Consider the following 26,237-nt stretch of genomic DNA (forward strand, 5'->3'; position numbering starts at 1 on the left):
CTGAAATGGCAGAGCATAGCGAAGTGGTTGCGTATCTTAAAAGTCTTTAAATCACCTATAAAAATGATAGATAAAAAGAAGCCCCATCATCCTGACGGGGCTTCTTCATATTCAGTTTATGTCGTTGATATCCTATTAACGACCACGTCCTGTGTGTGTTCTTATTCTCAATGAGACTTCCTGTCTCTCTATGATTTATATGATAGGTGAAAAGTTTGTATTGGGGTATTCGCTAATCACTACGATTGTTGTAGGTTTTGGCTTACATTAAGGAGGAGAGCTTAATGATTGGATATAAAAAACGGAATCTAAAGATTCCGTTTCTCACGTTATTACGATTTAGAAATGGATATCTAAGCCGATATAAGGACCTTTAAAGTTAAATTTAAGGTCATTTTTTTCGTAATCATCTAGTTTGACATCGAGGATACGATAGCCCGCTTTTAAGCCAACATCGACCAAGAGATTGTCAATAAAGTTGTATTGTAGTTCGGCTTGTGCATCGGTGATTTTAGCGTCGTTAAAGTTGCTATATAACAACTCAGCTTTAGCGCTTAAGCCTGTGAAAGGTAGTTTTACCCCAGCTGATCCATAAATCACAGGAACCGTTTTATCGATATCAGTTTTGCTTAAGCCTAGTGTTTTTACATCACCATTCAAGTTAGTGGCACCTAGACCAACATCTGCATTTACGATGGTGTCTAAAATTTCATAATACAAAATGAAATCGGTATGATCGATATTTAGATCATAAACTGGCTGACCTGCAACTTCATTTTCAGTTTGTGATTTTAAATTCACATAGCGAATTTTTGCATTTGGAATCAGTGGAATCGGGTGTTCAAATGCAAGCGAGACTTGTGCAGAACCTTTACGATCAAGGTCTTGATCTGGTGCTGAAGTTTGTGCGGCCATATTGGCTTCACCATTGTAATTCCAATAGCTAAGATCACCTTTTACACCAATCATATCTGCTTGTGCCAGACCACAAAAGCTTGTCCCTAAAGCAAGCATTGATATTTTTAATATTTTCATTGCATTGTCCTAATCAGTATCAAAAACCGTAATGAATTGTTGTGAATTCATCAGCGAATGGGCGAATCATATAGTGATCTTGGAAAATATGCAGTAGTCTAATTTTAAATTTTTATAACGGGATCAAGAATAATGACAGATACAACAAGCGTGCGGGATTATCCACTGTATGTCGCGGGAAAAGCGGTGAGCACGGGGCAATGGCTTGAAGTACATGATAAGTATCGAAATACCGTCTATGCTCGTGTTGCTCTGGCCGATGCCAAAGTGCTTGAAAAAGCCATTTCTGCTTCAGTAAAAGCAGAACAGGAAATGGCAGCATTAAAGCCCTTTCAAAAACAACAGATCTTATTGCATTGTGTAAAGCGCTTTAATGAACTGCGTGAAGAATTGACTGAAATCCTGATTGCCGAAGGGGGCAAGCCGCGAGGTGCAGCAAGTGCAGAAGTTGAACGTCTGATTAATACCTTCCAATTGGCAGCAGATGCAGTGACGCAGCTGGACGATGGCCGCATGTTGCCCTTGGCGGTGACACCTGCAGCAGCCCGTTTTCGAGGTATGGTTAAACATGTGCCAATTGGTGCGATTTCCTTAATCAGTCCGTTTAATTTCCCTCTGAATCTGGTGGCACATAAGATTGCGCCTGCGATTGCAGCAGGCTGTCCTTTTGTTTTAAAACCTGCCAGTTTGACTCCAATCAGTGCATTAATGATAGCCAAGGTATTAGCTGAAACAGATCTACCTAAAGGTTCATGGTCGATCTTGCCGTGTGACCGTCAAGCAGCAGATATTTTGGTGACCGATGATCGCTTTAAATTACTCAGCTTTACAGGTTCAGATCAGGTCGGTTGGGATATGAAAGCGCGTGCAGGCCGAAAGAAAGTCACCTTAGAACTGGGCGGTAATGCTGCGGTTCTGATCGATGCAGATACCGTGATTGATGAGGCACTTATAGATCGTTTGATTAGTGCCGCTTATGGGCATGCGGGGCAGGTCTGTATCAGTGTGCAGCGGATTTTAGTTCATGCTGATATTTATGCAGAAGTGAAAAAGAAACTGGTCGCAAAATTGAAAAAAATCAAAGTGGATGATCCAGCTTTAGCAACGACATTGGTTGGGCCCATGATTAAGGAAGCTGAGGCTGTTCGCCTAAAAAAGTGGCTAGATAAAGCTGAGAAAAAAGGAGCAAAAATACTGACAGGAGGAAGTTTACAAGGCATGTTGTTTGAACCTGCTTTGTTGGAAAATGTAGATGCCAAGCTGGAAATCTATAAAGATGAAGCCTTTGGTCCTGTGGCGATCCTTGAAAAATTTAAGGATTTTGAGCAGGGTATTGCCACCATTAATCAAAGTCGTTTTGGCTTACAGGCGGGTGTATATACGCAGAATCTAAATAAGATGCTGTACGCATGGGATCATTTACATGTCGGAGGTGTGATTATTAACGATGTCCCAACTTTCCGTGTCGATAATATGCCTTATGGCGGGGTGAAGGATTCTGGCCTTGGTCGGGAAGGGATTCATTCTGCAATTCGGGATATGCAAGAGGAAAGGTTATTAGCCATCAAACAATAAAAAAGATTGTGGCCCAAGCGGAGTTTTAGCTTCGCTTGATTGTTTTATGTACTTGATTTTTATAAGTTGACTGCAAGGTCAAAATTACAGTCTGTTGAAAAATAATCAGTTGTTCAAAAAAGATGACTTTTTCTTTCAGAATTTACAGTAAAAAGAAATAAAAACAGGTATTGTTCGGCTATTAAAAGCAGAAAAACAAAGCCCAATCTTTAAGGAAGATGGTTTGGTTTTTGCTTTGTTTGTCCATGTAAACGGAGACCCACAAGGTTGAAATTTCATGCAAGCAAAACAAGATTTTTTATGGCACTTTTCATGTCTGTTGGATAATAAAAACCTAACACAGCATGGAATAGCCAGCAGGACAACTTAGGTGTTTTATGGCAGATTCTCGTGAAAACTGGACATCACGATCTGGTTTTATTATTGCAGCTGTTGGTTCAGCTGTAGGTTTAGGTAACATTTGGCGTTTCCCTTATGTTGCTTATGAAAATGGCGGCGGGGCGTTTCTTATCCCTTATTTACTTGCGTTGATTACCGCTGGTTTACCTCTTTTATTCTTGGATTATGCAACCGGTCATCGTGCGCGTAATTCACCACCAAAAGCGTATCGGGCGCTATTTAAAGGCGGTGAGACACTGGGTTGGTGGCAAGTCTGTGTCTGTATCATCATTGGTTTGTACTACGCCAGTGTACTGACTTGGGCGGGAAGTTATGTCTACTTCTCGATTGGTCAGGCGTGGGGCAGTGACCCGGAAAGCTTCTTCTTCAATACTTATTTGCAGACCTCAAAAGCGACTGGCTTTGACCTGAACTTCGTCAGCCATTTGTTCTGGCCTATCGTTGGGATTTGGGCACTGACTTTAATCATTTTATATGGTGGGGTGAAAAAGGGCGTTGAATTATCCAATAAGATTTTCATGCCATTATTATTCGTCTTGTTCACGATTCTGGTGGTTCAGTCATTACGTTTACCTGGTGCGGCTGAAGGCTTAAATGCATTCTTTACCCCAAACTGGTCGGCAATGATGGATTATAAAGTTTGGTTAGCGGCGTACGGCCACACCTTCTTCTCATTGTCGGTTGGCTTCGGGATCATGGTGACCTATGCTTCTTATCTTAAACCAAAAACTGATTTAACAGGTTCAGGCTTGATTGTTGGTTTTGCCAATGCATCGACTGAAATTTTAGCGGGTATTGGAATCTTTGCGGCATTGGGCTTTATGGCACATACCGCTGGTAAAGAAGTACACGATGTTGTGAGTGGTGGTATTGGTTTGGCATTCATTGCCTTCCCGAAAATCATTTCAAGTTTAGGTACTGGTTCAGACATATTTGGCCTCTTATTCTTCTCTTCACTGTTTGTTGCCGGTATTTCTTCAATGGTGAGTATTTTGGAAGTGCCAATTGCGGCAATGCAAGATAAATTGAAATGGGGCCGTACCAAAGCTGTAACTATTATTGGTGGTGGTAGTGCACTGGTTTCAGTGATTTTATTCTCAAGTGTAAATGCGATTAAGCTCGTTGATATTATTGACCATTTCATCAATAACATCGGTATTATTGGTGGTGCATTGGTTTCGATTATCTCGATTGCTTGGCTAAAACGTTCTGCATTAATTGAGCTTCGGGATCATGTCAACCGTATTTCGACGATTCAGCTCGGCAAGGGTTGGTCATTTACATTAACCGTGATTACTTCACTCATCTTGTTAACAACCTTAAGCATGACCGTGTTTAACTTGGTGAAAAACGGTTACGATAGTTATAGCATGAGCTTACAAGGAATCTTTGGATGGGGCAGCGTGATTTTCTGTGCTGTCGTTGCTGTTGTACTCAGCCGAATCAAAGATCGCTAGGAGAGTAGAGATGAATACTTCAGCAATCATCATGATGATTATTTCTATGCTATTTGTATGGGGTGGATTGGCGCTGTCTATTCTGCACTTAATGAAGCATCCAGAAGAACTCGATGAGGTTCTGGAAGAAGTGAAAGATCAGCATACGCTTTAAAAATAGATTTAAAAAAAGCAGGCTTTAAGCCTGCTTTTTTATTATGCCAATTTTTTAATCAGGCAATAATAGAAACCATCACCAGCGTGGGCAGAAGGAAACAGCTGACGACCATGGGTCTGTTCAATGCCCCAATCGGCTTCGATTTTGATTTCTTCTGCATCCGTGTGTTCTGCAAAGAATGCCGCCATTTGCTGCTCGTTTTCAGCTTTTAGAATCGAGCAGGTGATATATAGCAAAGTGCCGCCGACTTTAAGCTGTTGCCACATCTGCTGCAAAATCTGTTGTTGTAACGCAACGGTTTGTGCGATATCGGTTGATTGTCTGAGCAGGCGAATATCGGGGTGGCGACGAATCACACCTGTTGCAGAACAAGGCGCATCCAGCAAGATACAATCGACGGGTTCAGGTGCCTGCCACGTGGTGGCATCAGCGGTAATAATCTCAACATTGTTCTCATTTAAGGCAAGACGTTCTAAATTTTCAGAAACACGTAGTAAACGTTTTGCATCATGATCAAGCGCAATCAGCTTTTTAGGATCAAAGCGCTCAAGGATGTGTGCAGTTTTACCCCCTGGTGCAGCACATGCATCGACAACAACTTTGTTATCTAAGTTTGGTAAAAGCGTCGCACACAATTGTGCATGTTCATCTTGAACAGAAAAACCACCTTCTTCAAAACCCGGTAAATGGGTAATATTGCCCGTTTGCTCTAGAACAATACCAACATCTGAAAGCGTGCAAGGACGAGCATCAATCTGCTCTTCGTCCAAAATCTCTAAATATTCGTTACGACTGACTTGGCGTTCATTGATGCGCAACGTCAGTGGTGCGACTTGTTTTAAGGCTTGGCATAGAGACTCTGCTTGCTCAGGCCAATCTTTCTTGAGTCGTTTGAATAACCAGCTTGGTAAGCCATGGGTATTATTCAACGCTGTTTCAAATTCAGCTGTTTCACGTGAAACACGACGCAGAATCGCATTCACCAAACCACTCATTGGCTCGAAACCGAGTTGCTTAGCCGCATTTACAGTTTCTGAAATCGCAGCATGTACTGGAATACGCGTACATAAAATTTGATATAAACCTAGATATAAACAACTTTCTAGGGCTTCATTGTCTAATGGTTTTGTGAGCAGGGGTAAGGTAATGGCTTTTAACGAATACCATTGGCGCAAACAACCTAAAGTAAGCTCGTGATATAAACCACGGTCACGTTCAGAAACGATATTGATATGTTGATTCAAAACGGAAGACAAAGATTGCCCATTTTGAACCGCCAAAAGTGTTTTGACCACTTGCGCACGCAGATTCAAATTTTTTGTAGATGATTGATTCGATTGGCTCATGGGAGAATTTGTCCAATATGCAATTTTTGAGTTTGAGTAATTTGTACTGGATTGAGGGCTTTAGCACCTGGCCATTGTAAGCTGGTTAAGCACACTGCAGTATTTTCGCCACAAGCAACGTGAACACCTTGTTTATCAATGGCAAGGATTTCACCAGCTTGTGCATCGGTTTTGCTCAGTTGTGAAAGTGTAGAACCCCAAACACGTAAGGCATTGTTTTCATCGAGCTGAATAAACGCGACTGGCCAAGGGTTAAAGGCACGAATATTACGATCGATTTGAACTGCATTTACAGTCCAATCGATACGCGCTTCTGCTTTCACTAATTTGTGCGCATAAACGGTCAGTGCTTCATCTTGTACTTCACGTTTTTCAATAAAATCCTGCAAGCTTTGTTCTGATTCAAGCACGGTACAAATCGCTTCTGCACCTTGAACAGCCAATTTGTCATGCAAGCTGGCCGTGGTATCTTCCGCAGTAATTGGGCAATAGGTTTTATACATCATATCGCCAGTATCTAAACCTGCAGCCATTTGCATGATGGTAATGCCCGTTTCAGCATCCCCTGTGGCAATGGCGCGTTGAATCGGGGCAGCACCACGCCAGCGTGGTAGCAATGAACCATGAATATTTAAACAACCATATTTCGGGGTATCCAAAACCGCTTGCGGTAAAATCAAGCCATAGGCTGCAACCACCATCACATCTGCGCCAAGTGCAGTAAGCTCTTGTCGCGCGGCCAAGCCTTCTTCCGTAGATGCTTTAAAATTTAAAGGTTGATAAACAGCTAAACCGTGCTCAAGTGCTAATTGTTTTACAGGCGATGGCGTTAATTTTTGCCCACGTCCTGATTTACGGTCAGGTTGGGTATAAACCGCAATGATCTGGTGGGATGTTTTTAATAATGCCGCCAATGCGGTTGCCGCAAATTCAGGCGTACCAGCAAAAATGATTTTCACAAATGGAATCCAAATAAAACTTATCTCAAATTATAAGCGAAAACGCGGCGAGTCCCTAATTCACGGACTGAATTGCTTTTGTGCAAAAAAGATAGGCCTGTTGGTCATCTGTTAAACGATAACTTGTAGTATGATGCAAAGAGCTCAGTATCATTTCGCCAGAGAGAAAGTCTTATTTTTCTCGAGCACACACTTGTTGGGAATACAAAATGCCTGATTATCGTTCGAAAACATCAACACATGGAAGAAATATGGCGGGCGCGCGTGGTTTATGGCGTGCGACCGGTATGAAAGATGAAGATTTTGGCAAACCAATTATTGCGGTGGTCAACTCATTTACCCAATTTGTTCCCGGTCACGTGCATCTTAAAGATTTAGGTCAACTTGTTGCGAGAGAAATTGAAGCTTCTGGTGGTGTGGCAAAAGAATTTAATACCATTGCCGTCGATGACGGGATTGCCATGGGCCATGACGGGATGCTGTATTCACTGCCATCACGTGATTTGATTGCCGATTCTGTGGAATACATGGTCAATGCCCATTGTGCCGATGCCATGGTCTGTATCTCGAACTGTGACAAGATCACACCGGGAATGTTGATGGCGGCAATGCGCTTGAATATCCCCGTGGTATTCGTGTCTGGTGGTCCAATGGAAGCAGGTAAAGTCAAATTCCGTGGTGATGAAAAGGCAATTGACCTAGTTGATGCCATGGTGGTTGCAGCAGACGAAAGCTATACCGATGAAGAAGTGGCTGCGTTTGAACGCTCGGCATGTCCAACCTGTGGTTCATGTTCAGGGATGTTCACAGCCAACTCAATGAACTGCTTAACCGAAGCTTTAGGTTTGTCTCTACCGGGCAACGGTTCGATCGTGGCAACCCATGCCAACCGTGAAAAATTGTTCTTAAGAGCAGGTCGTTTAGTGGTTGAACTGGCGAAACGTTATTATGAACAGAATGATGACAGCATTTTGCCACGTTCAATTGCAACTAAAGCTGCATTTGAAAATGCCATGACGCTTGATATCGCAATGGGTGGTTCAACCAATACCGTATTGCATTTACTTGCGGCCGCACATGAAGCTGAAGTTGATTTCACCATGGATGATATCGACCGTCTGTCTCGCCAAGTACCAGTATTGTCAAAAGTTGCACCTGCAAAACAAGACGTGCATATGGAAGATGTGCACCGTGCGGGTGGGATCATGGCGATCTTGGGCGAGCTGGATCGTGCGAATTTACTGAATACCTCATGTCCAACCGTGCACGAGCCTACGTTGAAAGATGCATTAGACAAGTGGGATATTATCCGTACTGAAGATGCAGACGTTTATGAGTTCTATCGTTCATCTCCGGGTGGCATTCCAACCCAAGTGGCATTCTCGCAAAACCGTTATTATTCAACCCTTGATGGTGACCGTGAAAAAGGTGTGATTCGTAATGCTGAACATGCCTTCTCTCAAGATGGCGGTTTAGCAGTTCTTTACGGCAACATCGCTCTAGATGGCTGTATCGTCAAAACTGCGGGTGTGGATGAGTCAATTCTTAAATTTACCGGTACAGCACGCGTTTTTGAAAGCCAAGACGCAGCGGTTGAAGCGATTCTGGATCATAAAATCGTTGCGGGCGATATCGTAGTGATTCGTTACGAAGGCCCACGTGGTGGACCAGGGATGCAGGAAATGTTGTACCCAACCAGTTACCTGAAGTCGAAAGGCTTAGGTAAGGACTGTGCCTTGATTACCGATGGTCGTTTCTCCGGTGGTTCGTCAGGTTTGTCGATTGGTCACGTGTCTCCTGAAGCAGCAGAAGGTGGTGCAATTGGTCTGGTTGAAGATGGTGATACCATTCAAATCGATATTCCAAACCGTACCATTCATTTGAATGTTGATGATGCGACTATGGCACATCGCCGTACCGTTCAGGAAGCAAAGGGTTGGCATCCTGCAGAAGAGCGTAAACGTAAAGTGTCTAAGTCATTGAAGATTTACGCAATGCATTCGACCAGCGCAGCCAAAGGCGCAGTACGAGTTTTGTAATCCCGTTTAGTCCCTCTTTCAATTAAGGGGGACTTTTTTGTTATTTTATAAGATACTGAACAGACTTATTGACTCACTTGTTCCAACCCAAGTTTGAGTATATCGATTCATATTTCACTTTATGACCATTAGAGGCGATCGACATGTCTTTGTTACGTCGTTGGTTTGATCCCATCCGATCGAGTTGGTTCTATCAGAAACCTTCACGTCAGGCGGTGTTACCCACGGAACAGGGTTTAAGCATTTACCTGCGTCTAGACGATGTTTATAGCTATCTTGCGGTACAACAACTGGATCAGCTCAATGAAATCCTGAGTGATGAGTTGAAACCTCTAAAAGTGATTATTTCGAGGCAGGACGCAGAGCCTCCGAATGGCATGTCCAAGCAGGAATGGCTCAGTTACTGTTTAAATGATGCCAAGATTCTTGCCAAGCAACATCGTTTTGGCTTTGATGACACCCCAGAAATTCCCAGCGCGGAAGCATTACAACAAGCTGAAACCATTCTTCGAAACACCCCCTTACGAGAACAGAACTTCTTACATTTACTGGAAGATGTGTTCCATATGCTGTGGCAACAACAATACGGCAAATTACGTACCCTATATGCCATGGCCAGTCGGCATCAAAGCCCTCAAGATTATCCTGAACGCATTTTTAAAGATGTGCCTGTTGCTGCCAGTTATTTCGAATTTGGTGAGCGGAAATATCAAGCGGTCGATGATTTATTACGTTTAACCCGCCGTCTAAAACAGCAAAAATTGCTGACGGGAAATCCTATTTTCCTGATCAATCATATCGAATGGCGCGAGCATTTGATTAATGATGGTGAGGCGCTCAATGAAGTGCAGGCCATGCATCCCGAGCTAGATTTATATATCGCGCTTGAAGATCCAATGAGCTGGTTATTATTGGCCTATATCAAAGAAGAACTGGCCAATTATTATAATATCCAGTTGAAGGTTTATCCCTTGAGTTATCACGGGCGAGACTGGTTTGACTGGAGCTTGGCGACTCGTGTTTCCAAGCGTACCCAAGTGGCATTTACCCCATTCTGCCGTCCAACCAAAGAAGCGACTTATGAAATGGCACGACTGTTTTATAGTGTGCCTGAAGAACAGCAGGTGGATTGTATCCATCAGATTTTTGAAGGGGTATGGACGCGTGGTAAAGACTTGTCGTTTAAGGCCCATTTTCAGCGCATGCAAAAGCGTTTAGAGATTGGACAAATCACTGAGCAAGATGTGGAGGCATTACTGAAACAGAATGATGAACTGTGTCAGCAAAAGCATCAGCCTGATTTTCCAGTCCTAGAATTGCGCATTGACGGGCAAAGTTATGTCTTTAACAGCCTGTATCGGGTCTGGATGATTGAAAGCATTATCAGCAATGTGTTGGAAGACAAATATAGAACCGCCTCAAGCTCTGCCTGAGGCCCGCTCCCAAAAATAAGAATAGGGCAAACTTGGCTTTTTTTCGTAGCATAATTCCGATGCAATATCGGAGATTCGGGCGTGACTTTTTTAGCAATTATTGTGATGGTATTTGTCTTTGCGGGCATGATTAAAGGCATGATCGGCTTGGGTTTACCTGCGGTCTCCATGGGACTGCTCACGATTGCCATGAGTCCTTTTCAAGCTGCATCTTTACTGATTGTTCCCTCAATGATTACCAATATCTGGCAGCTGTTTGCTGAAGGGCGGGTCTGGACTTTTGTACGCCGCTTTTGGTCTTTGTTGCTTGGAATTGTGGTTGGATCGGTCTGGAGTTTTTTGCCCACTTTAAGCCAAAGCCATGGCCAAAGCAGTGAAATTTTATTGGGTACGATGTTGATACTGTACGGGCTTTATGGTTTATGCGTTAAGAATCTGCCTCACTTGGGCAAATATGAGCGTTGGCTCTCACCTGTGGTCGGTTATATCGGTGGGGCGGTGACTGTGGCAACAGGTGTGGTGATTATTCCCGTAGTGCCTTATTTACAGTCTTTGCATTTAAAACGGGATGAGCTGGTTCAGGCTTTGGGTTTGACCTTTACCGTGTCCACCATTTGCCTCGCCGTATTTTTACAGCATAACCCGATGGCAGGCATCACTCTGGATTATCGCCTATCCATCGTGGCTTTGATTGCGGCTTTAATGGGTATGTGGTTGGGTAAAAAAATTCGCTATCAATTGAATGAGCAACGCTTCCGCCGCCTGTTTTTTATGGGCTTGGTCGCATTAGGTGCGTATATGCTATCGCATTAATTTGGGTCTGAACTAAGGACGATGTTGCAATAAAAAATCTGCAAACTTTTGATAAGTCTCGGGCAGTTGACTGAAATCCTGCGTTGCCAACAGCAGTTTCCGATTGGCCCATGCACCCAGCAGCTGTACCGTGTTGAAATGATAGTCTGGCTCTAAACGCTGTGCAGCACGAGCAGGCATAATCGCGATGCCGACGCCTTTTGCCACCACTTCAGCAATTGCAGCGAAATTGGGCAAACGCAAACGGTATTGGATATTAAAGCCAAGTTGCTTGGCTTGGGTTTCGATGGATTGCTGCAAAGAATGATGCGGCATCAATCCAATAAAACCATAGTTTAGGGCCTCGACCAAATTCAATTGTGTGTGTTGGGTGAGAGCATGTGAGGCTGGGCAAATTAGCACCAAGGGATCACTGGCAAATTCTTGGGTTTGCAATGGGCGAATATCAAAGAAACTGGAAACCAAGCCGAGCTTGGCCATGCCTTTGCCGAGCGCCGCAATAATCTCTGAACTTTCAGCTTCATGCAGATCGATATTGATGTCAGGATGACGCATCAGATATTGCGGTAACAGCGGTGGCAGATATTCACTTTGTGCAGAGGAGTTGCACCACAGGGTTATGGATTCGGGTTGTTGTTGCCGAAAGCGTTGCATCTCTTGTTCAAGTTGGTCTTTTTGTCGGAGCAAACGTCGTGCATGTTCGGCTAAGGCATGGCCTGCACTGGTGAGCTCAACACCCGTGGTGTGTCGAATGAATAAAGGCGTATCGAAATATTGTTCAAGTTTTTTGATGCGTTCACTGGCTGCTTGCAAGGAAATTGCAGAACGTTCCGCCCCTTTGGTCAGACTGCCTGTAGTGACGATATGCAGAAATAGCTGTAAATCAAAAAAATCAAAACGCATGATGGCAACGCATTGAAATGCAAAAAATCATCATACTAAACATCACTTAAATAAAGATAGTGGACTTAAGTGCAGCAAAAATTGTTTTTGATGAGCAGCGAAACGGTTAAGCCTGATCCAAAGGATGATCTTTAAACAACTGTACCATCCATTCAATAAATACCCGTTGTCGAGGTGAAACCCGTGTTTTTGAGGGGTAAAGCAAAGAAACGGGTAAAGAAGGAACGGCGTATTGGGTTAACACAGGGCACAGCTGACCATTTTCGATTTGCTTTAAATGACCATAACGTGGCACCTGAATAATACCAAAGCCTTGTTCTGCAGCAGCAGAGTAGGTCTGCGCCCCATTGACTTGAATTAAGGAGGTGAGGTCATAAAACTCAACTTTATCGTGAATCAGAAACTCTAAGGGAAGCGTTTTTTGCCGTGCTGTGGAATGAAAGCCCACCATAAAATGCTGTTTTAATTCACTCAGTGTATTTGGAGTACCATATTTTTTGAGGTATTCAGGACTTGCGAGGGTGACTTGCGGGATCAGCCCCAAGGGTCTGACCACCAGTTCACTATTATTTAAATGACCAATCCGAATCACACAGTCGATGCCTTCTTTAATCAGATCAACATAGCGATCACTTTCAGTCAGTTGTAATTGGATTTGTGGGTATTCGTCGAGAAACTGATGTAGTTTGGGCAGAATAAAATGCGCAGCAAAGATACCGTGGACTTCGACCTTTAAGCTACCTTGCGGTTTAGCATGTAAAAAATCATGATCTGATTCATCAATATAAGCCAGAATATATTTACAGCGTTGATAATACAGGTGGCCTTCGTCGGTCGGATTCACTTGTCGTGTGGTCCGAAACAGTAGGCGGGTATTCAGCTGCGTTTCTAATTGTTTAATCGCATCTGTGAGGGTCGAGCGCGGTAAATTCAGGATCTGTGCTGCTTTGGTAAAACTTCGCTGCTCAACCACATGTACAAATGTCGACATTGCATTTAACTTGTCCATAGGCTTGATTCTTTTGTTCGGCCTATCCGTATAAAGAAGCCGAAATTTGATGGATTATCTTGTTCTCACTGAACAGTATCATAGATCGTATTCCGTGATAAGTTGAGTTGGACGAGGTTAAAAATGAATACGCCAGCAAATGATAAAAAAGTGATTTTGATTACAGGCGCATCCCGAGGTATTGGTGCTTTTACCGCGGCTTTATTGGCACAGCAAGGCCATCAAATCGTGATTAATTATGCACGCAATGATTTAGAAGCGAATCAGTTGGTCGAAAAAATTAAAGCTGCGGGTGGGACAGCAAGTGCCTTTAAAGCAGATATCAGCCAGTCGCATCAGGTTAAGCAACTATTTGAATATGTCATTCAACACTACGGGCGAGTGGATATTCTGATTAATAATGCGGGCATCATGTGCTTGCAAAAAATTGAAGCTTTAGATGATGAAACCATTGAAAAGGTTTTAGCGATTAATTTAAAAGGCAGCTTATATAGTATGCGAGAGGCGGCGAAACGACTTGAACAGGGTGGGAAAATTATCAATCTCTCTAGTAGCGTGATTGGTATGAAGCTGGAAGGGTATGGCATTTATACCGCTTCTAAAGCAGCCATCGAAGCTTTGACCGCAATCCTTGCCAAGGAGTTAAGAGGCAAAAATATTACCGTCAATGCAATTGCACCTGGGCCAACAGCGACGGAGCTATTTTTTGAGGGTAAGAGTGAGGCATTGATTGCACAGTTGGCCAAAGCAGCCCCGTTAGAACGTTTAGGCACAGTGGAAGATATTGCTGCGGTGCTTGATTTTGCCGTGAGTGATGCCAGTAACTGGATCAATGCACAGGTGATTAGAGCCAATGGTGGCATTATCTAGTCGTGGCATCTTTCCCAAAATAAAAAAGGCAGCTTACGCTGCCTTCAATGTTTTAGTTTTTATCTTTTAAACTGAATAACAGGTTCAGGAAAATCGCAGCAAAAGTTGCGGTTCCAATACCACCTAAATTAAAGCTACCAAATAACAATTCAAAGTTGCCTGCACCTAAAATAATGGTGACAGAGGCAATGATCAGATTTTTATTATTAGAGAAATCGACTTTGTTTTCGATCCAGATTTTTGCACCGGCAATGGTAATCAAGCCAAACACTACAATCGAAGCACCTGTCAAAACTGCGGTTGGAATGGTACTAATCACTGCACCAAACTTAGGTGAAAGACCCAAGAAAATAGCAAACACACCTGCGATCACAAACACAATGGTGGAATACACGCGGGTCACTGCCATTACCCCGATGTTTTCACCATAAGTGGTCATACCCGGTGCACCAACACTACCTGATAACGTGGTGGCTAAACCATCGGCAACAAAAGCTTTGCCCAATTGCGGAGTCAGGTTTTCACCTGTCATTGCTCCCACCGCTTTGATATGACCTAAGTTCTCTGCCACTAAAATCAGTGCAACTGGTGCAATGATCAGAATCGCATTTAAATCAAAAGTTGGATGTGAAAAGCTTGGAATACCGAACCATGGTGCCGCAGCGATTTGGGAGAAATCAATCGGTTTGCCATAGCCTAAAACATTGGTTGCAATGGCATAAAGCGCATAGGCAATCAGTAGGCCAACGAGTAACAATAAACGCTGTAATAGCCCTTTGGTAAAGACCGCAATGATGCCCATACTCAGTACAGTGATGAGAGCCATCCACATCTCAAACGGTTGACCGGCAACCCCTTTAATGGTGACAGGTGCAAGGTTGAGACCAATGATCATCACGATCGCGCCGGTGACGACGGGTGGCATTAGTTTTTCGATCCAGCGTGTACCTGTGAGCATGACCACAAAACCGATCAAGGCATAAAAAATACCACAGGCGACGATCCCGCCAAGTGCAACCGAAAGGTTAGGATTGGCCCCAGAGCCCGTGATATGTCCTGTTGCCGCAGCAACTACACCGATAAAGGCAAAACTTGAACCTAAATAACTTGGTACGCGTCCACCAGTGATCAGGAAGAAAATAATGGTACAAATCCCTGACATTAAGATGGCAAGGTTTGGGCTAAAACCCATTAATAAGGGTGCAAGAACCGTTGCACCAAACATTGCAAATGCGTGTTGAACCCCGAGCACCGCACTTTGTAAGGGCGGTAAATATTCATTTGTCGCAACAGGGCGATGATCGATCTTCCCCTGATACGGCTGCCATTTTGGAAACCAACTTGACATAAATTAGACTCATTATGTGATATCAGCGCGTATGATACCCTGTCTTAAAACGAGCTTTCACCTATAAGCCATTGAGAATATTGCCAGAACAGGCATTACGGGTTTGTATTTTTACCTTTTGGTAAAATTTGTTTCAAAATAAGCTAGCGGTTTTATTATTTATTTTTGTGCTGATGCTTTGAAAAGTTAACTCTTTTATTTTCAAAATATTTTTTGAATTTTTTCTCTTTTTAAAATTTAGATGGCATATTTTGCCAGTCTTGCCATCAATAGGCAGAGTTCCTATTGATGGCAAAGTCGAGTTTAGTGCTTAACCTGTATTACGCAGACCTGCGGCAATCCCCGCAATACTGACCATTAAGGCATGATCGACAGGGCTGTGTTCGGTTTGGTGTTCAGCCAGATATAAACGGCGACGTTTCATCAACTCAGCTTGTAATAAATGCAGTGGCAATAAATACGGTTTACGCACCTGCATGGATTGATCTAAAACCTCATTGTTGCTGAGCAGTTTAGATTCACCCTTTAAACTCAGCAGGGTATCCACCGCATTTTGCAGACGCTGGCGTAATTCCACGCCAAGCACCTTTAAGTCCTGATCTTGGGTCAGATGTGACTCATAGTACAGGGCAATATCGGCATCAGATTTAGACAATACCATTTCCAACATATCAATCAGGGTCTGGAAATAAGGCCATTGTTCCAACATCTCATTCAAGGTGTTTTTATGCTGTTCATGCACCTGATTAATCGCCGTACCTGTACCCAACCAAGCAGGCAGCATCAAACGGATTTGGGTCCATGCAAACACCCATGGAATGGCACGCAGTGATTCAATACCACCACTGACTTTACGTTTGGCTGGGCGTGAACCCAATGGCAGCATTTGCAGTTCCAGTTCTGGTGTAACCGTCCGTAGGTAGCTGACAAAATTTGGATTTTCACGCACCGTTTGACGATAGACTTTGACGGATAAATCGGTCATTTGATTCATCAAGTCACGCCATTGTTTTTTCGGTTCAGGTGGTGGTAGCAAGGTCGCTTCTAAAGTTGCAGCGGTATAGATTTCCAGATTTTGCAGCGCAATACCTTCTAAACCGAATTTGAAGCGAATCATCTCACCTTGTTCAGTGACTCGAATCGCACCTGAAATTGAACCTGGTGGCTGCGAGAACAGGGCTTGTTGTGTTGGTGCACCACCACGGCTGATTGAACCACCACGACCATGGAATAAGGTCAATTGCACACCATGCTGTTTGGCAATAGCAGTCAATTCCTCTTGAGCGCGATATTGTGCCCAGTTGGCGGACATAAAGCCTGCATCTTTGGCAGAATCTGAATAGCCAATCATCACCTCATGTTTGCCCTGAATATGCTGTTTATACCAATGCATATTGAACAAGGTCGTCATGGTTTTGGCTGCACCATCCAGATCTTTCAAGGTTTCAAACAGCGGCACCACGCGTAGCGGATGTTGAATCCCAGCTTCCTTTTGCAGCAATAAAACTGCGAGCACATCACTTGGATATTCTGCCATCGAAATGATATAGGCACCCAAGCTCTCGGGCGGCTGTTCTGCCAAAGTACGCATGGTCGCAAATACTTCAAGTACATCAGGGTGTTGAATCAGGCTGCCTTCAGGTTCATTGAAGAACTTTGGTAATAATGGACGTTTGCTTTGCAGCTCTTGAATTAGGAAGTTTTGACGAGCCTGTTCGGTCCACGATTCAAAATTGCCTAGACCTAGATATTCGGTAATCGCAGAAATGGCCTGACGGTGACGGCCCGATTCTTGACGAATATCCAGCTTGAGCAGTTCAATGCCGAAACAGTTGACCCGATAAATGAAATCCAGCAATTGTCCATTGGCGATTTCGGCTAAGTTACTGTCAATCAACGAGCGATAGCAGAGGAGCAGTGGCGCTAATAGTTCATCTTTATCTTTGATGATATTGCTGTCATCGGCTTCAGCACCTTGTAAGCGTTGCCCCAACCAATAACGGGTGGCTTTTAAACGTTCACGGGTGTCTCGTAGATATTCACGATAGGGTTCAGGGTGTTCATAGCCCAATGCTTGGGTCAGTTCCTCAGAGCAGCTTTGAATCGACAGTTCCCAACGCAGATTTTCAATATCACGCAAATATAAATCAGCAGCTTGCCAACGTGATAGCCACAACACTTCTTGGGTGACTTGATGGGTGACATTCGGATTGCCATCGCGGTCACCGCCCATCCATGACGCAAAACGGATCGGTGCAATGCTCAAAGGTAAGGCATGCTCACAATGCTGCTGCGTGAGTTCATTCAGTTCACGTACGAATTTCGGTACTGCATTCCAGAGCGACTGCTCGATGGTGGCAAAGCCCCATTTGGCTTCATCGACAGGAGTTGGGCGATGTTGACGAATCTCATCGGTTTGCCATGCTGAGCTGACCAATTGCTTCAGTGTCGCGATGGTCTGTTGGCGTTCTCTTGGTGTCAGTTTTTGTTGATCTAACTGTGAAAGACAGTCGGTAATATCATCATATTTTTGAATCAGGGTACGGCGGCTGACCTCGGTTGGATGTGCAGTCAGCACCAATTCAATTTTTAAATCACAGATCTGTTGGAATAATTGCTGTGCATTGATTTGTTGGGTTTTGAATTTTTCGAATAAATGTGGCAGCGGGTTTGGGCTTGGGGCTTGTTCATCGAACTCGGCCTGACGACGGCTACGCACCACATGATATTGTTCAGCAATATTGGCGAAATTGAGAAAATGTGAGAATGCGCGGGTCAGCGGCAAAATCTCTTCATCTTTTAAACCGAGAAACAATTGTTCGAGCTGTTTTTCTGCTTCGATCTGGCCGTCACGTGCACCTTTGGCTAATGCGCGAATTTGCTCAATCTGATTAAACAAATCTTGCCCAGCATGTTGCTTTAAGGTCTCTCCAAGTAAATTGCCGAGTAAGCGGACATCTTCACGTAGTGGAGCAGTGATTTGCTGAATCATTCTAATTCTCCTGTTGTTCTCACTCGACTATAGCGCGATTGAGAGACATTCCAAGAGCAGAACGTAAAAAAATGTGAATATTCTCTAAATTATTGGTTGATATTTAAGCATAAAAATTTCGATTGCCTGTTCAATCATCTGATTGATTTCAGTTGCGCTGGGCACAGGGGCTAAACCCAGTAACACTTGTTGATGACGGATACCCAACATCAGCGAGATGATCAGCTCCGTTTGCTTGAGTGGCGCATCTGCCTGAATAAATTTAAAGGCGATGGCCTGTTCAAAAAAATCACACCAGACATTGCACATGCGGGTATGTGATGCATCAAAAAATTGCTTGGTTAAGGGACTTTGTTCTGCGGCTAATTCAAATAGCAGACAATCTAATTTCAGTGCTTCAGGCAGATAAATAATACTTAATGCACGCTGACACATGAGCACCAATGCCTGTTTAAAATCAGCGTCTGCGGTCAGTTCAATCTGTTTGGTTCGAATTGATTCTTCACAGCTTTCTTCAATCGCGCAGATAAACAGATTGCCCTTATCTTGGAAGTGGTTATACAGCGTGAGTTTGGTCACACCTGCTTCTTTGGCAATCTGATTCATATTGGTGGCGTGATAGCCCATTTTTAAAAATATAGATTTTGCAGCCTGTAAAATCTTGGCTCTTTTTTCTAAATCTTTAGGGCGACCACTATTGATTTGCACGTTACCGTTCTCTTTTAATTAATTTAAAAATCAAAATTCTAGCTTTAATTTTTAATTAGTGTACTCATGGGTATATTAATTAAAAAATAAACAATCTATGATAATGCTCATATCACGCCTTAAAAATCAATTTGAATAAGAGCGCAAAGAGATGAATCAGATCAATCGTATCATATTGGGGTTACTCATTGTCAGTAGTGTACTCCTCAGCGCATGTCAAAAAGAGGTGCCAAAGACTGAGGAAATTCCCTATGTCATGGTGACGCAACCGAGCAGTAATCATGTCGATCAAAAAAGCTATGCAGGGGATGTGCAGGCGAGACAGCAAACTGCTTTGGCCTTCCGTGTCGGGGGACAGATTACCGAACGTTATGTTGATGTTGGTGATCGGGTCAAAGTGGGACAGGTACTGGCGAAATTGGATGTTAAAGATGCGCAATTGCAGATGAATGCAGCCAAGGCCCAATTAGACAGCGCACAGGCAGCAGCAAAGATTGCGGCTGAAGAATATCAGCGTTATCAGCAACTTTTACCAGTCAATGCAGTGAGCCGTTCGCAATTTGATGCAGTGAAGAATCAATATGAATCTGCACAAGCAAGCCTGCAACAAGCCCGTTCAAACTATGAGGTGTCATCTAATCAAACAGGCTATAACCAGTTAGTTTCCAATAAAAATGGGGTGATTACCCAACGTCAAATTGAGATTGGACAGGTGATTGCAGCAGGGCAAGCTGTTTATCAGTTGGCGATTGATGGTGAACGTGAAGTGGTATTTGGTGTACCAGAACAGGCAGTCAGTACTATCAAGGTCGGGCAACCGGTATGGGTCACTTTATGGTCGCAACCAGATGCGCGTTTTGCAGCCAAAGTCCGCGAAGTTTCACCTGCGGCTGACCAATCTCGAACCTTTACTGTGAAAGTTTCTTTACTTGAAGGGCAGTCGACGATTCAACTCGGGCAGAGTGCACGAGTATTCTTTGTCGCAAATGAAAATAACGTGTTGAGTGTACCGCTATCCAGTGTGACCGCCAATGATCAACAAGCCTATGTTTGGGTGGTGAATGCCAATCAAAGCATTCGTAAAGTCCCTGTGACTTTAGGCACTTATGGTCGAGATAGTGTGCCAGTTGTGTCAGGTTTAAAAGCAACGGATTGGGTTGTGGTCGGTGGTGTACATTTACTGCGTGACCAGCAAAAAATTCATCCAGTTGATTGTGATAATCGTGAAGTCACTGTAAAAGCGGGAGGTTAAACATGAAATTTAACCTTTCAGAATGGGCACTCAAAAATAAAGGGATTATCCTTTATTTTATGCTGTTGCTCGGCATCGTCGGCATCATGTCTTATTCCAAACTTTCGCAAAGTGAAGATCCGCCGTTTACCTTTAAGGTGATGGTGGTACAGACTTATTGGCCTGGGGCAACGGCGAAAGAAGTGTCGACTCTGGTGACGGACCGAATCGAAAAGGAATTGATGACCACGGGGCAGTATGACCGCATCATGGCCTATTCACGGCCAGGTGAGTCTTTGGTGACCTTTGTGGCGAAAGACAGTTTGCCATCCAGCGCTATTCCTGATGTTTGGTATAACGTGCGTAAGAAGGTCAACGACATCCGTTCGCAGTTGCCGAGCGGTGTACAAGGACCCTTTTTCAATGATGAGTTTGGGGACACTTTCGGCAATATCTATGTACTGACAGGCAAAGACTTTGACTATGCGGTAATGAAAGAATATGCCGACCGCCTGCAGCTGCAGTTGCAACGGGTCAAAGATGTCAACAAGGTCAATCTGGTGGGTCTGCAAGATCAAAAAATCTGGATTGAATTATCAAATACCAAAGCGGTACAACTGGGTGTCCCTGTCACAGCCATTCAGGAAGCCATTCAAAAACAAAATGACATGGCCGGTGCGGGGTTCTTTGAAACCGGTACAGACCGTATTCAAATTCGTGTCAGTGGGCATTTGCATAGTGTCGAAGACCTGAAAAAAATGCCGTTGTTGGTCGGTGATAAAACCATTCAACTGGGTGATGTGGCTGAGGTCTATCGAGGCTTTAGTGAACCTGCCCAGCCACGTATGCGTTTTATGGGCGAAAATGGTATTGGTATTTCGGTTTCGATGCGTAAAGGTGGCGACATCATTGCGCTGGGTAAAAATCTGGAAACTGAATTCAATCGTCTACAAAAAACCTTACCTTTGGGGATGAAACTGCAAAAAGTTTCTGATCAGCCTGTGGCGGTACAACGCAGTATTCAAGAGTTTTTAAAAGTCTTGGCCGAAGCCGTGATCATCGTATTATTGGTGAGCTTCTTCTCGCTGGGTTTCCGTACCGGTTTGGTGGTGGCGCTGTCTATTCCACTGGTATTGGCAATGACTTTTGCAGGTATGAATCTATTTGATGTGGGACTGCATAAGATTTCCTTGGGGGCATTGATTCTGGCTTTAGGGTTGCTGGTCGATGATGCGATTATCGCCGTTGAAATGATGGCGATTAAAATGGAGCAGGGCTATAGCAGATTGAAAGCGGCAGGTTTTGCGTGGCAAACCACAGCCTTTCCAATGTTGACGGGAACCTTGATTACCGCAGCAGGCTTTTTGCCGATTGCGACCGCTCAATCAGGAACAGGTGAATACACCCGTTCTATTTTCCAAGTGGTGACTATTGCGCTGATTGTGTCATGGATCGCAGCAGTGTTGTTTGTGCCTTATTTAGGTGAAAAGCTATTACCCGATTTTAGCAAACAGAATCAGCAGGCGGCATGGTACCTACGTTTATGGGCGCGACTGCGTAAGCAACCTGCACCTGTGGTAGAAGCACATGGTCAGCATCACGATCCATACCAATCTAAGTTTTATCAGGCCTTCGGTCGTGTGGTTGAAATCTGTATTACCTATCGTAAAACCGTGATTGCGGTGACGGTAGGCATCTTTGTGTTGTCGGTGGCGATGTTTAAGTTAGTGCCGCAACAATTCTTCCCGCCATCGAATCGTGCAGAAATTCTGGTGGATTTAAAACTTGAAGAAGGGGCGTCACTGACCGCAACTGAACAGGCGGTACACAAGGTGGAGCAGTTCCTGTCCAAGCAAAAGGGCATTGATAACTATGTGGCCTATGTGGGAACAGGTTCACCGCGTTTCTACTTACCGCTAGATCAACAATTACCGCAAGCCAGTTTTGCTCAATTCGTTGTGTTGGCTTCCTCCCTTGATGATCGGGATGAAATCCGTCGCTCTTTAGACAAGCAGATTAAGCAGTTATTGCCTCAAGTGCGCACAAGGGTATCGTTATTGGAAAATGGTCCACCTGTGGGTTATCCATTGCAGTATCGTGTATCGGGTGAAGACCTCGGCACAGTACGTCAATGGGCACAGAAAGTGGCCAAAGTCCTGAGCGAAGATCCAAATACCACCAATGTGCATTTGGATTGGGGCGAACCGAGTAAAATCATTGCAATCGAAATTGACCAAGATCGCGCACGTCAAATGGGCGTTTCCAGTGTGGATTTAGCCAATTTCCTGAATGCTTCTGTAACGGGTGCGGTCATGAATCAATATCGCGAAAAACGTGAATTGATTGAAATTCGGTTACGTGGTGATAAATCTGAACGTGTTGAAGTCGCATCTTTAGCAAGTTTGGCGGTGCCAACCAGTAAAGGGACAACAGTTCCGTTGGCGCAAATTGCCAATATTGAATCCCGCTTTGAAGAAGGTTTAATTTGGCATCGTAATCGTTTACCTACCATTACCGTTCGTGCCGATATCCGCACACACTTACAACCTGCAACTGTGGTGCAACAGCTGGCTGATCAGATGCAGAGCTTACGCGCAGATCTACCAAGTGGTTATCTACTGGAAGTAGGGGGTACGGTTGAGGAATCGGCTAAGGGGCAAAATTCGGTGAATGCAGGTATGCCATTGTTCTTGGCTGTGGTGATGACCTTATTGATGATCCAGCTGCGTAGCATGTCACGGGCAACCATTGTGTTACTGACAGCACCATTGGGTTTGATTGGTGTCGTTGCGTTCCTACTGTTATTCAATAAACCCTTCGGTTTTGTGGCGATGCTTGGCACCATTGCCCTGTCTGGGATGATTATGCGTAACTCGCTGATTCTGATTGATCAGATTGAGCAAGATATTGATGCGGGGCATACACCTTGGGATGCAGTGATTGGTGCAACCATGCGTCGTTTCCGTCCAATTGTGTTGACCGCACTGGCGGCGGTGCTGGCGATGATCCCTTTATCACGCAGTATTTTCTTTGGTCCGATGGCGGTTGCGATCATGGGTGGCTTGATTGTTGCCACCTTATTAACCTTATTTTTCCTGCCTGCACTGTATGCGGCATGGTTTAAGGTGAAGAAAACAACACAACTATCGTAATTATTTTGTGAATAAAGGTGCGAAAGATTGAAAATTTCAATATAGTAGCACCTATATTTTAAGACCAAAAAATAATTGAATTTCATAGCATGACAAATTTTGCATAATGCTGTGAATGAGGTGATAGAGAGCATGGGGCAAGACGGTATTGAGCAGCATCGCCGCTATGTGGCGATTTCTTATGTGTTCATGTTTCTTGCATTATTTACGATAGTGTTTGCTGTATTTGCGTACCTATTAGCACGAAAAGTTGCGATTGTGGATAATGCCGAAGTATGGATACATGCGCATGCGCTCTGGATTATGCGTAATGTGATGTTGTTTGTACTGATGGCTTTCTTTGCAGCGTTATGGTTTATTCCACTGTTCTTTTTTGCTTGGGATAGTGCACTCTGGGTGACTGCAATGACGGTCGCAGGTGTGGTATTTAGTTCAATTGCATGGTTATTTTTATTGAATGCTTGGTTGAAAGGTATTGCGAAGTACTTCAAGAATAAAGCCGTTTTCTAAAATTATCGCTTTTTTATTGCAATAACCCTTGTAAATTTATCGTACAGTCCCTATTAAGGCTCTGTTGACTTTTTATTTTGAAAGTCGGCAGAGCCTATTTGTTTTTTTAGATTTAAATAAATTCCGTGAGGAGCATCGCCAACCATGGCTAAACGTGATTATTATGAGGTTTTAGGCGTTTCGAAAACCGCAAGTGATGATGAGATCAAAAAAGCCTATCGTAAGTTGGCGATGAAGTATCATCCAGACCGTAACCCTGACAACGCTGAAGCAGAAGAAAAGTTCAAAGAAGCTGCAGAAGCCTATGAAGTCCTTTCTGATGAAGAAAAGCGCAGCATGTATGATCGTGCTGGACATAGTGCTTTTGAAGGTGGCTTTGGTGGTGCAGGTGGCGGTTTCGGCGGCTTTAGTGCAGAAGATATTTTTAGTCAGTTTGGCGATATCTTTGGTGGTGCGTTTGGTGGCGGTGGCCGTCAACAACGTCAACGCCGTGGTTCAGACCTTCGTTATGTCATGGAACTCACACTAGAAGAAGCTGTAAAAGGCGTGAAAAAAACCATTACCTTCACTGCGCCAGCGCCATGTGAAACCTGTGATGGAAAAGGATCAAAAAATCCAAACGATGTAGAAACTTGTCGTACCTGTCATGGTGCGGGTCAAGTGCGCATGCAACAAGGTTTCTTCTCCGTTCAGCAAACCTGTAGCACCTGTCGTGGTCAAGGTAAAATCATCAAGAATCCATGTAATAGCTGTCATGGTTCAGGTGTTGCAGATCGTCAGCAAACCCTTGAAGTTACTATTCCAGCAGGTGTGGACAATGGTGATCGCGTACGCTTAACTGGTAAAGGTGAAGCGATTCGTGATGGTCAAGCTGGCGATTTATACGTTGAAGTCGTGGTTCGTGAACACGAAATCTTCCAACGTGATGGCGCAGATCTTTATATGGATGTACCTGTCAGCATTGCAGATGCAGCTTTAGGTAAAGAAATTGAAATCCCGACGCTTGATGGTCGTGTCAGCTTAAAAATTCCAGAAGGTACACAAACCGGTAAATTATTCCGCTTGCGTGCTAAGGGTGTTCGTCCTGTACGTAGCAGTATGGTCGGTGATTTACTCTGCCGTATTGTGGTTGAAACACCTGTGAATTTAAACAGTCGTCAGCGCGAATTATTGAAAGAATTACAAGCGTCTTTTGATGGTGATGGACATGCTGCCTCTCCAAAGAAAAAATCGTTCTTTGATCGTCTATTTGATTAATTAGACACCAATAAAAAAACCTGCTGCGGCAGGTTTTTTTATTGGAAATTTTTAGCGCAAGCACAGAGTTTTGCTATAGTAGCTGAATTGTTTAAATAAAAGACTGGGAAAAATTATGTCATCTTCTCCACGCATTGGAATCTTGGGTGCAGGCGGACGCATGGGGCGTATTCTGATTCAAGCGGTACAACAAGCAGGCTACCAACTGGCAGCGGCTGTTGAGCGTCCTGAAAGCAGTTTGGTGGGTGCAGATGCAGGGGAGCTTGCAGGCATTGGCAACATCGGTGTCAAGATCGTGGGAAGTTTGAGTGAAGTGCTGAAAGACTGTGATGTGCTGATTGATTTTACTGCACCGGTTGCAACTGAACAGCACTTAAAGTTATGCCGTGAAGCGGGTGTGGCCATGGTGATTGGAACCACGGGAATGTCAGATGAGCAAAAGGCATTCCTTGATGAAACAGCAACACAGACACCTGTGGTGTACGCTGCCAATTATTCTGTTGGGGTGAACGTTTCGATCAAATTACTGGAACTCGCAGCGAAAGTATTTGGCGATACGGTGGATATCGAAATCATTGAAGCGCATCACCGCCATAAAGTGGATGCACCATCAGGTACTGCCTTTATGATGGGTGAGGCGATTGCAGATACCTTAGGTCGTAACTTGAAAGAGGTGGCGGTTTATGGACGTGAAGGTTATACCGGTCCTCGTGATCGCCAGACCATTGGTTTTGAAACCATTCGTGGTGGCGATATCGTCGGTGAACATACAGTGATGTTTATTGGTGAAGGTGAGCGTGTGGAAGTGACACACAAAGCCACCAACCGTATGAACTTCGCTTCAGGTGCAGTCCGTGCCGCGGCGTGGGTGGTTGGCCGTGAAGCGCGTAAATATGATATGAAAGATGTTTTAGGCTTTAACGAGATTGAAGTTTAAAACGTTCTTTTTTTGTACTATAAAAGAGCTTGTTGAGCTTTCTTTCCGAGAGGAGTGAAACAAGCTCTCAGAGGTGGATCAGGAAATTTGAACAACACTTATAAGTG

General features: G+C 44.0%; 20 protein-coding genes. 12 read left to right on the forward strand and 8 right to left on the reverse strand.

Annotation, left to right across the window (positions count from 1 at the left end; translation table 11 throughout):
* Nucleotides 1-339 precede the first annotated feature (339 nt).
* Nucleotides 340-1,035 (reverse strand): TIGR04219 family outer membrane beta-barrel protein, encoded by a 696-nt coding sequence (locus tag F885_RS09600; protein ID WP_004803376.1) that lies wholly within the window; start codon nucleotides 1,033-1,035, stop codon nucleotides 340-342.
* Nucleotides 1,036-1,167: 132 nt separating this feature from the next.
* Between F885_RS09600 and F885_RS09595 the strand changes: the two genes are divergently transcribed.
* From F885_RS09595 to F885_RS20675, 3 genes are all read left to right on the forward strand, one after another.
* Nucleotides 1,168-2,610, forward strand: a complete 1,443-nt coding sequence (locus F885_RS09595) for an aldehyde dehydrogenase family protein (RefSeq protein WP_005317070.1) — start codon at nucleotides 1,168-1,170, stop codon at nucleotides 2,608-2,610.
* A gap of 377 nt (nucleotides 2,611-2,987) precedes the next feature.
* Nucleotides 2,988-4,466: a sodium-dependent transporter gene (locus tag F885_RS09590; protein WP_004803394.1), complete on the forward strand. Its 1,479-nt coding sequence runs from the start codon at nucleotides 2,988-2,990 to the stop codon at nucleotides 4,464-4,466.
* A 10-nt stretch (nucleotides 4,467-4,476) separates the two neighbouring features.
* Complete coding sequence (locus F885_RS20675; protein ID WP_004803397.1) at nucleotides 4,477-4,620, forward strand: methionine/alanine import family NSS transporter small subunit; 144 nt, start codon at nucleotides 4,477-4,479, stop codon at nucleotides 4,618-4,620.
* A gap of 41 nt (nucleotides 4,621-4,661) precedes the next feature.
* Here F885_RS20675 and rsmB read toward each other — a convergent pair whose 3' ends face one another.
* Both rsmB and fmt read right to left on the reverse strand, forming a co-directional pair.
* Nucleotides 4,662-5,969 carry a 16S rRNA (cytosine(967)-C(5))-methyltransferase RsmB gene (rsmB, locus tag F885_RS09585; RefSeq protein ID WP_005317074.1) on the reverse strand — a complete coding sequence of 436 codons (1,308 nt, stop codon included), beginning with the start codon at nucleotides 5,967-5,969 and terminating at the stop codon, nucleotides 4,662-4,664.
* Nucleotides 5,966-6,928, reverse strand: coding sequence for a methionyl-tRNA formyltransferase (gene fmt / locus F885_RS09580; protein WP_005317077.1), 963 nt, complete (start codon nucleotides 6,926-6,928; stop codon nucleotides 5,966-5,968). The genes rsmB and fmt overlap by 4 nt, the downstream gene beginning before the upstream one ends.
* A 209-nt stretch (nucleotides 6,929-7,137) precedes the next feature.
* On the opposite strand from fmt, the gene ilvD reads away from it, so the two are divergent.
* The 3 genes from ilvD to F885_RS09565 all read left to right on the forward strand — a co-directional run bounded on the left by ilvD (nucleotide 7,138) and on the right by F885_RS09565 (nucleotide 11,213).
* Nucleotides 7,138-8,967 carry a dihydroxy-acid dehydratase gene (gene ilvD / locus F885_RS09575; protein WP_032859414.1) on the forward strand — a complete coding sequence of 610 codons (1,830 nt, stop codon included), beginning with the start codon at nucleotides 7,138-7,140 and terminating at the stop codon, nucleotides 8,965-8,967.
* A 143-nt stretch (nucleotides 8,968-9,110) separates the two neighbouring features.
* Nucleotides 9,111-10,400, forward strand: a complete 1,290-nt coding sequence (locus F885_RS09570; protein WP_005317082.1) for a hypothetical protein — start codon at nucleotides 9,111-9,113, stop codon at nucleotides 10,398-10,400.
* A gap of 81 nt (nucleotides 10,401-10,481) precedes the next feature.
* Nucleotides 10,482-11,213 (forward strand): sulfite exporter TauE/SafE family protein, encoded by a 732-nt coding sequence (locus F885_RS09565; protein WP_005317085.1) that lies wholly within the window; start codon nucleotides 10,482-10,484, stop codon nucleotides 11,211-11,213.
* Nucleotides 11,214-11,225: 12 nt separating this feature from the next.
* Here the strand turns inward: F885_RS09565 and F885_RS09560 are convergent, their stop codons facing one another.
* On the reverse strand, nucleotides 11,226-12,116 hold the full coding sequence (locus F885_RS09560; RefSeq protein ID WP_005317088.1) for a LysR family transcriptional regulator: 891 nt from the start codon (nucleotides 12,114-12,116) through the stop codon (nucleotides 11,226-11,228).
* A gap of 106 nt (nucleotides 12,117-12,222) precedes the next feature.
* Nucleotides 12,223-13,125 (reverse strand): LysR family transcriptional regulator, encoded by a 903-nt coding sequence (locus F885_RS09555; RefSeq protein WP_005317092.1) that lies wholly within the window; start codon nucleotides 13,123-13,125, stop codon nucleotides 12,223-12,225.
* A 123-nt stretch (nucleotides 13,126-13,248) separates the two neighbouring features.
* On the opposite strand from F885_RS09555, the gene F885_RS09550 reads away from it, so the two are divergent.
* On the forward strand, nucleotides 13,249-13,995 hold the full coding sequence (locus F885_RS09550; protein WP_005317095.1) for an SDR family oxidoreductase: 747 nt from the start codon (nucleotides 13,249-13,251) through the stop codon (nucleotides 13,993-13,995).
* Nucleotides 13,996-14,047: 52 nt separating this feature from the next.
* Here F885_RS09550 and F885_RS09545 read toward each other — a convergent pair whose 3' ends face one another.
* From F885_RS09545 to F885_RS09535, 3 genes are all read right to left on the reverse strand, one after another.
* Nucleotides 14,048-15,343, reverse strand: a complete 1,296-nt coding sequence (locus F885_RS09545; protein WP_005317098.1) for a solute carrier family 23 protein — start codon at nucleotides 15,341-15,343, stop codon at nucleotides 14,048-14,050.
* Between the two features lie 310 nt (nucleotides 15,344-15,653).
* Nucleotides 15,654-18,335 (reverse strand): phosphoenolpyruvate carboxylase, encoded by a 2,682-nt coding sequence (gene ppc / locus F885_RS09540; RefSeq protein ID WP_005317115.1) that lies wholly within the window; start codon nucleotides 18,333-18,335, stop codon nucleotides 15,654-15,656.
* 84 nt (nucleotides 18,336-18,419) lie between these two features.
* Complete coding sequence (locus F885_RS09535) at nucleotides 18,420-19,043, reverse strand: TetR/AcrR family transcriptional regulator (RefSeq protein WP_005317119.1); 624 nt, start codon at nucleotides 19,041-19,043, stop codon at nucleotides 18,420-18,422.
* A gap of 151 nt (nucleotides 19,044-19,194) precedes the next feature.
* Here F885_RS09535 and F885_RS09530 point away from each other — a divergent pair, with 151 nt between their 5' ends.
* From F885_RS09530 to dapB, 5 genes are all read left to right on the forward strand, one after another.
* Entirely contained in the window at nucleotides 19,195-20,295 is a 1,101-nt protein-coding gene (locus tag F885_RS09530) for an efflux RND transporter periplasmic adaptor subunit (RefSeq protein WP_005317122.1), read from the forward strand.
* A 2-nt stretch (nucleotides 20,296-20,297) separates the two neighbouring features.
* On the forward strand, nucleotides 20,298-23,426 hold the full coding sequence (locus F885_RS09525; RefSeq protein WP_005186167.1) for an efflux RND transporter permease subunit: 3,129 nt from the start codon (nucleotides 20,298-20,300) through the stop codon (nucleotides 23,424-23,426).
* 132 nt (nucleotides 23,427-23,558) lie between these two features.
* Nucleotides 23,559-23,936, forward strand: coding sequence for a hypothetical protein (locus F885_RS09520; protein WP_004803416.1), 378 nt, complete (start codon nucleotides 23,559-23,561; stop codon nucleotides 23,934-23,936).
* A 144-nt stretch (nucleotides 23,937-24,080) separates the two neighbouring features.
* Complete coding sequence (gene dnaJ, locus F885_RS09515; protein WP_004803417.1) at nucleotides 24,081-25,193, forward strand: molecular chaperone DnaJ; 1,113 nt, start codon at nucleotides 24,081-24,083, stop codon at nucleotides 25,191-25,193.
* A 115-nt stretch (nucleotides 25,194-25,308) separates the two neighbouring features.
* Nucleotides 25,309-26,130: a 4-hydroxy-tetrahydrodipicolinate reductase gene (dapB, locus tag F885_RS09510; protein ID WP_005317127.1), complete on the forward strand. Its 822-nt coding sequence runs from the start codon at nucleotides 25,309-25,311 to the stop codon at nucleotides 26,128-26,130.
* Nucleotides 26,131-26,237 lie beyond the last annotated feature (107 nt).

This window comes from Acinetobacter higginsii, assembly GCF_000369845.1.
GTDB lineage: Bacteria > Pseudomonadota > Gammaproteobacteria > Pseudomonadales > Moraxellaceae > Acinetobacter > Acinetobacter higginsii.

What these genes read in the sequence shown, in the direction of transcription:
- F885_RS09590 (WP_004803394.1), top strand. Translation starts at nt 2,988, where the DNA reads ATGGCAGATTCTCGTGAAAACTGGACATCACGATCTGGTTTTATTATT.
- rsmB (WP_005317074.1), bottom strand. Translation starts at nt 5,969, where the DNA reads ATGAGCCAATCGAATCAATCATCTACAAAAAATTTGAATCTGCGTGCG.
- F885_RS09570 (WP_005317082.1), top strand. Translation starts at nt 9,111, where the DNA reads ATGTCTTTGTTACGTCGTTGGTTTGATCCCATCCGATCGAGTTGGTTC.
- F885_RS09560 (WP_005317088.1), bottom strand. Translation starts at nt 12,116, where the DNA reads ATGCGTTTTGATTTTTTTGATTTACAGCTATTTCTGCATATCGTCACT.
- dnaJ (WP_004803417.1), top strand. Translation starts at nt 24,081, where the DNA reads ATGGCTAAACGTGATTATTATGAGGTTTTAGGCGTTTCGAAAACCGCA.
- F885_RS09555 (WP_005317092.1), bottom strand. Translation starts at nt 13,125, where the DNA reads ATGGACAAGTTAAATGCAATGTCGACATTTGTACATGTGGTTGAGCAG.
- F885_RS09545 (WP_005317098.1), bottom strand. Translation starts at nt 15,343, where the DNA reads ATGTCAAGTTGGTTTCCAAAATGGCAGCCGTATCAGGGGAAGATCGAT.
- F885_RS09525 (WP_005186167.1), top strand. Translation starts at nt 20,298, where the DNA reads ATGAAATTTAACCTTTCAGAATGGGCACTCAAAAATAAAGGGATTATC.
- F885_RS09520 (WP_004803416.1), top strand. Translation starts at nt 23,559, where the DNA reads ATGGGGCAAGACGGTATTGAGCAGCATCGCCGCTATGTGGCGATTTCT.
- dapB (WP_005317127.1), top strand. Translation starts at nt 25,309, where the DNA reads ATGTCATCTTCTCCACGCATTGGAATCTTGGGTGCAGGCGGACGCATG.
- F885_RS09595 (WP_005317070.1), top strand. Translation starts at nt 1,168, where the DNA reads ATGACAGATACAACAAGCGTGCGGGATTATCCACTGTATGTCGCGGGA.
- ppc (WP_005317115.1), bottom strand. Translation starts at nt 18,335, where the DNA reads ATGATTCAGCAAATCACTGCTCCACTACGTGAAGATGTCCGCTTACTC.
- F885_RS09600 (WP_004803376.1), bottom strand. Translation starts at nt 1,035, where the DNA reads ATGAAAATATTAAAAATATCAATGCTTGCTTTAGGGACAAGCTTTTGT.
- F885_RS09530 (WP_005317122.1), top strand. Translation starts at nt 19,195, where the DNA reads ATGAATCAGATCAATCGTATCATATTGGGGTTACTCATTGTCAGTAGT.
- F885_RS20675 (WP_004803397.1), top strand. Translation starts at nt 4,477, where the DNA reads ATGAATACTTCAGCAATCATCATGATGATTATTTCTATGCTATTTGTA.
- F885_RS09550 (WP_005317095.1), top strand. Translation starts at nt 13,249, where the DNA reads ATGAATACGCCAGCAAATGATAAAAAAGTGATTTTGATTACAGGCGCA.
- ilvD (WP_032859414.1), top strand. Translation starts at nt 7,138, where the DNA reads ATGCCTGATTATCGTTCGAAAACATCAACACATGGAAGAAATATGGCG.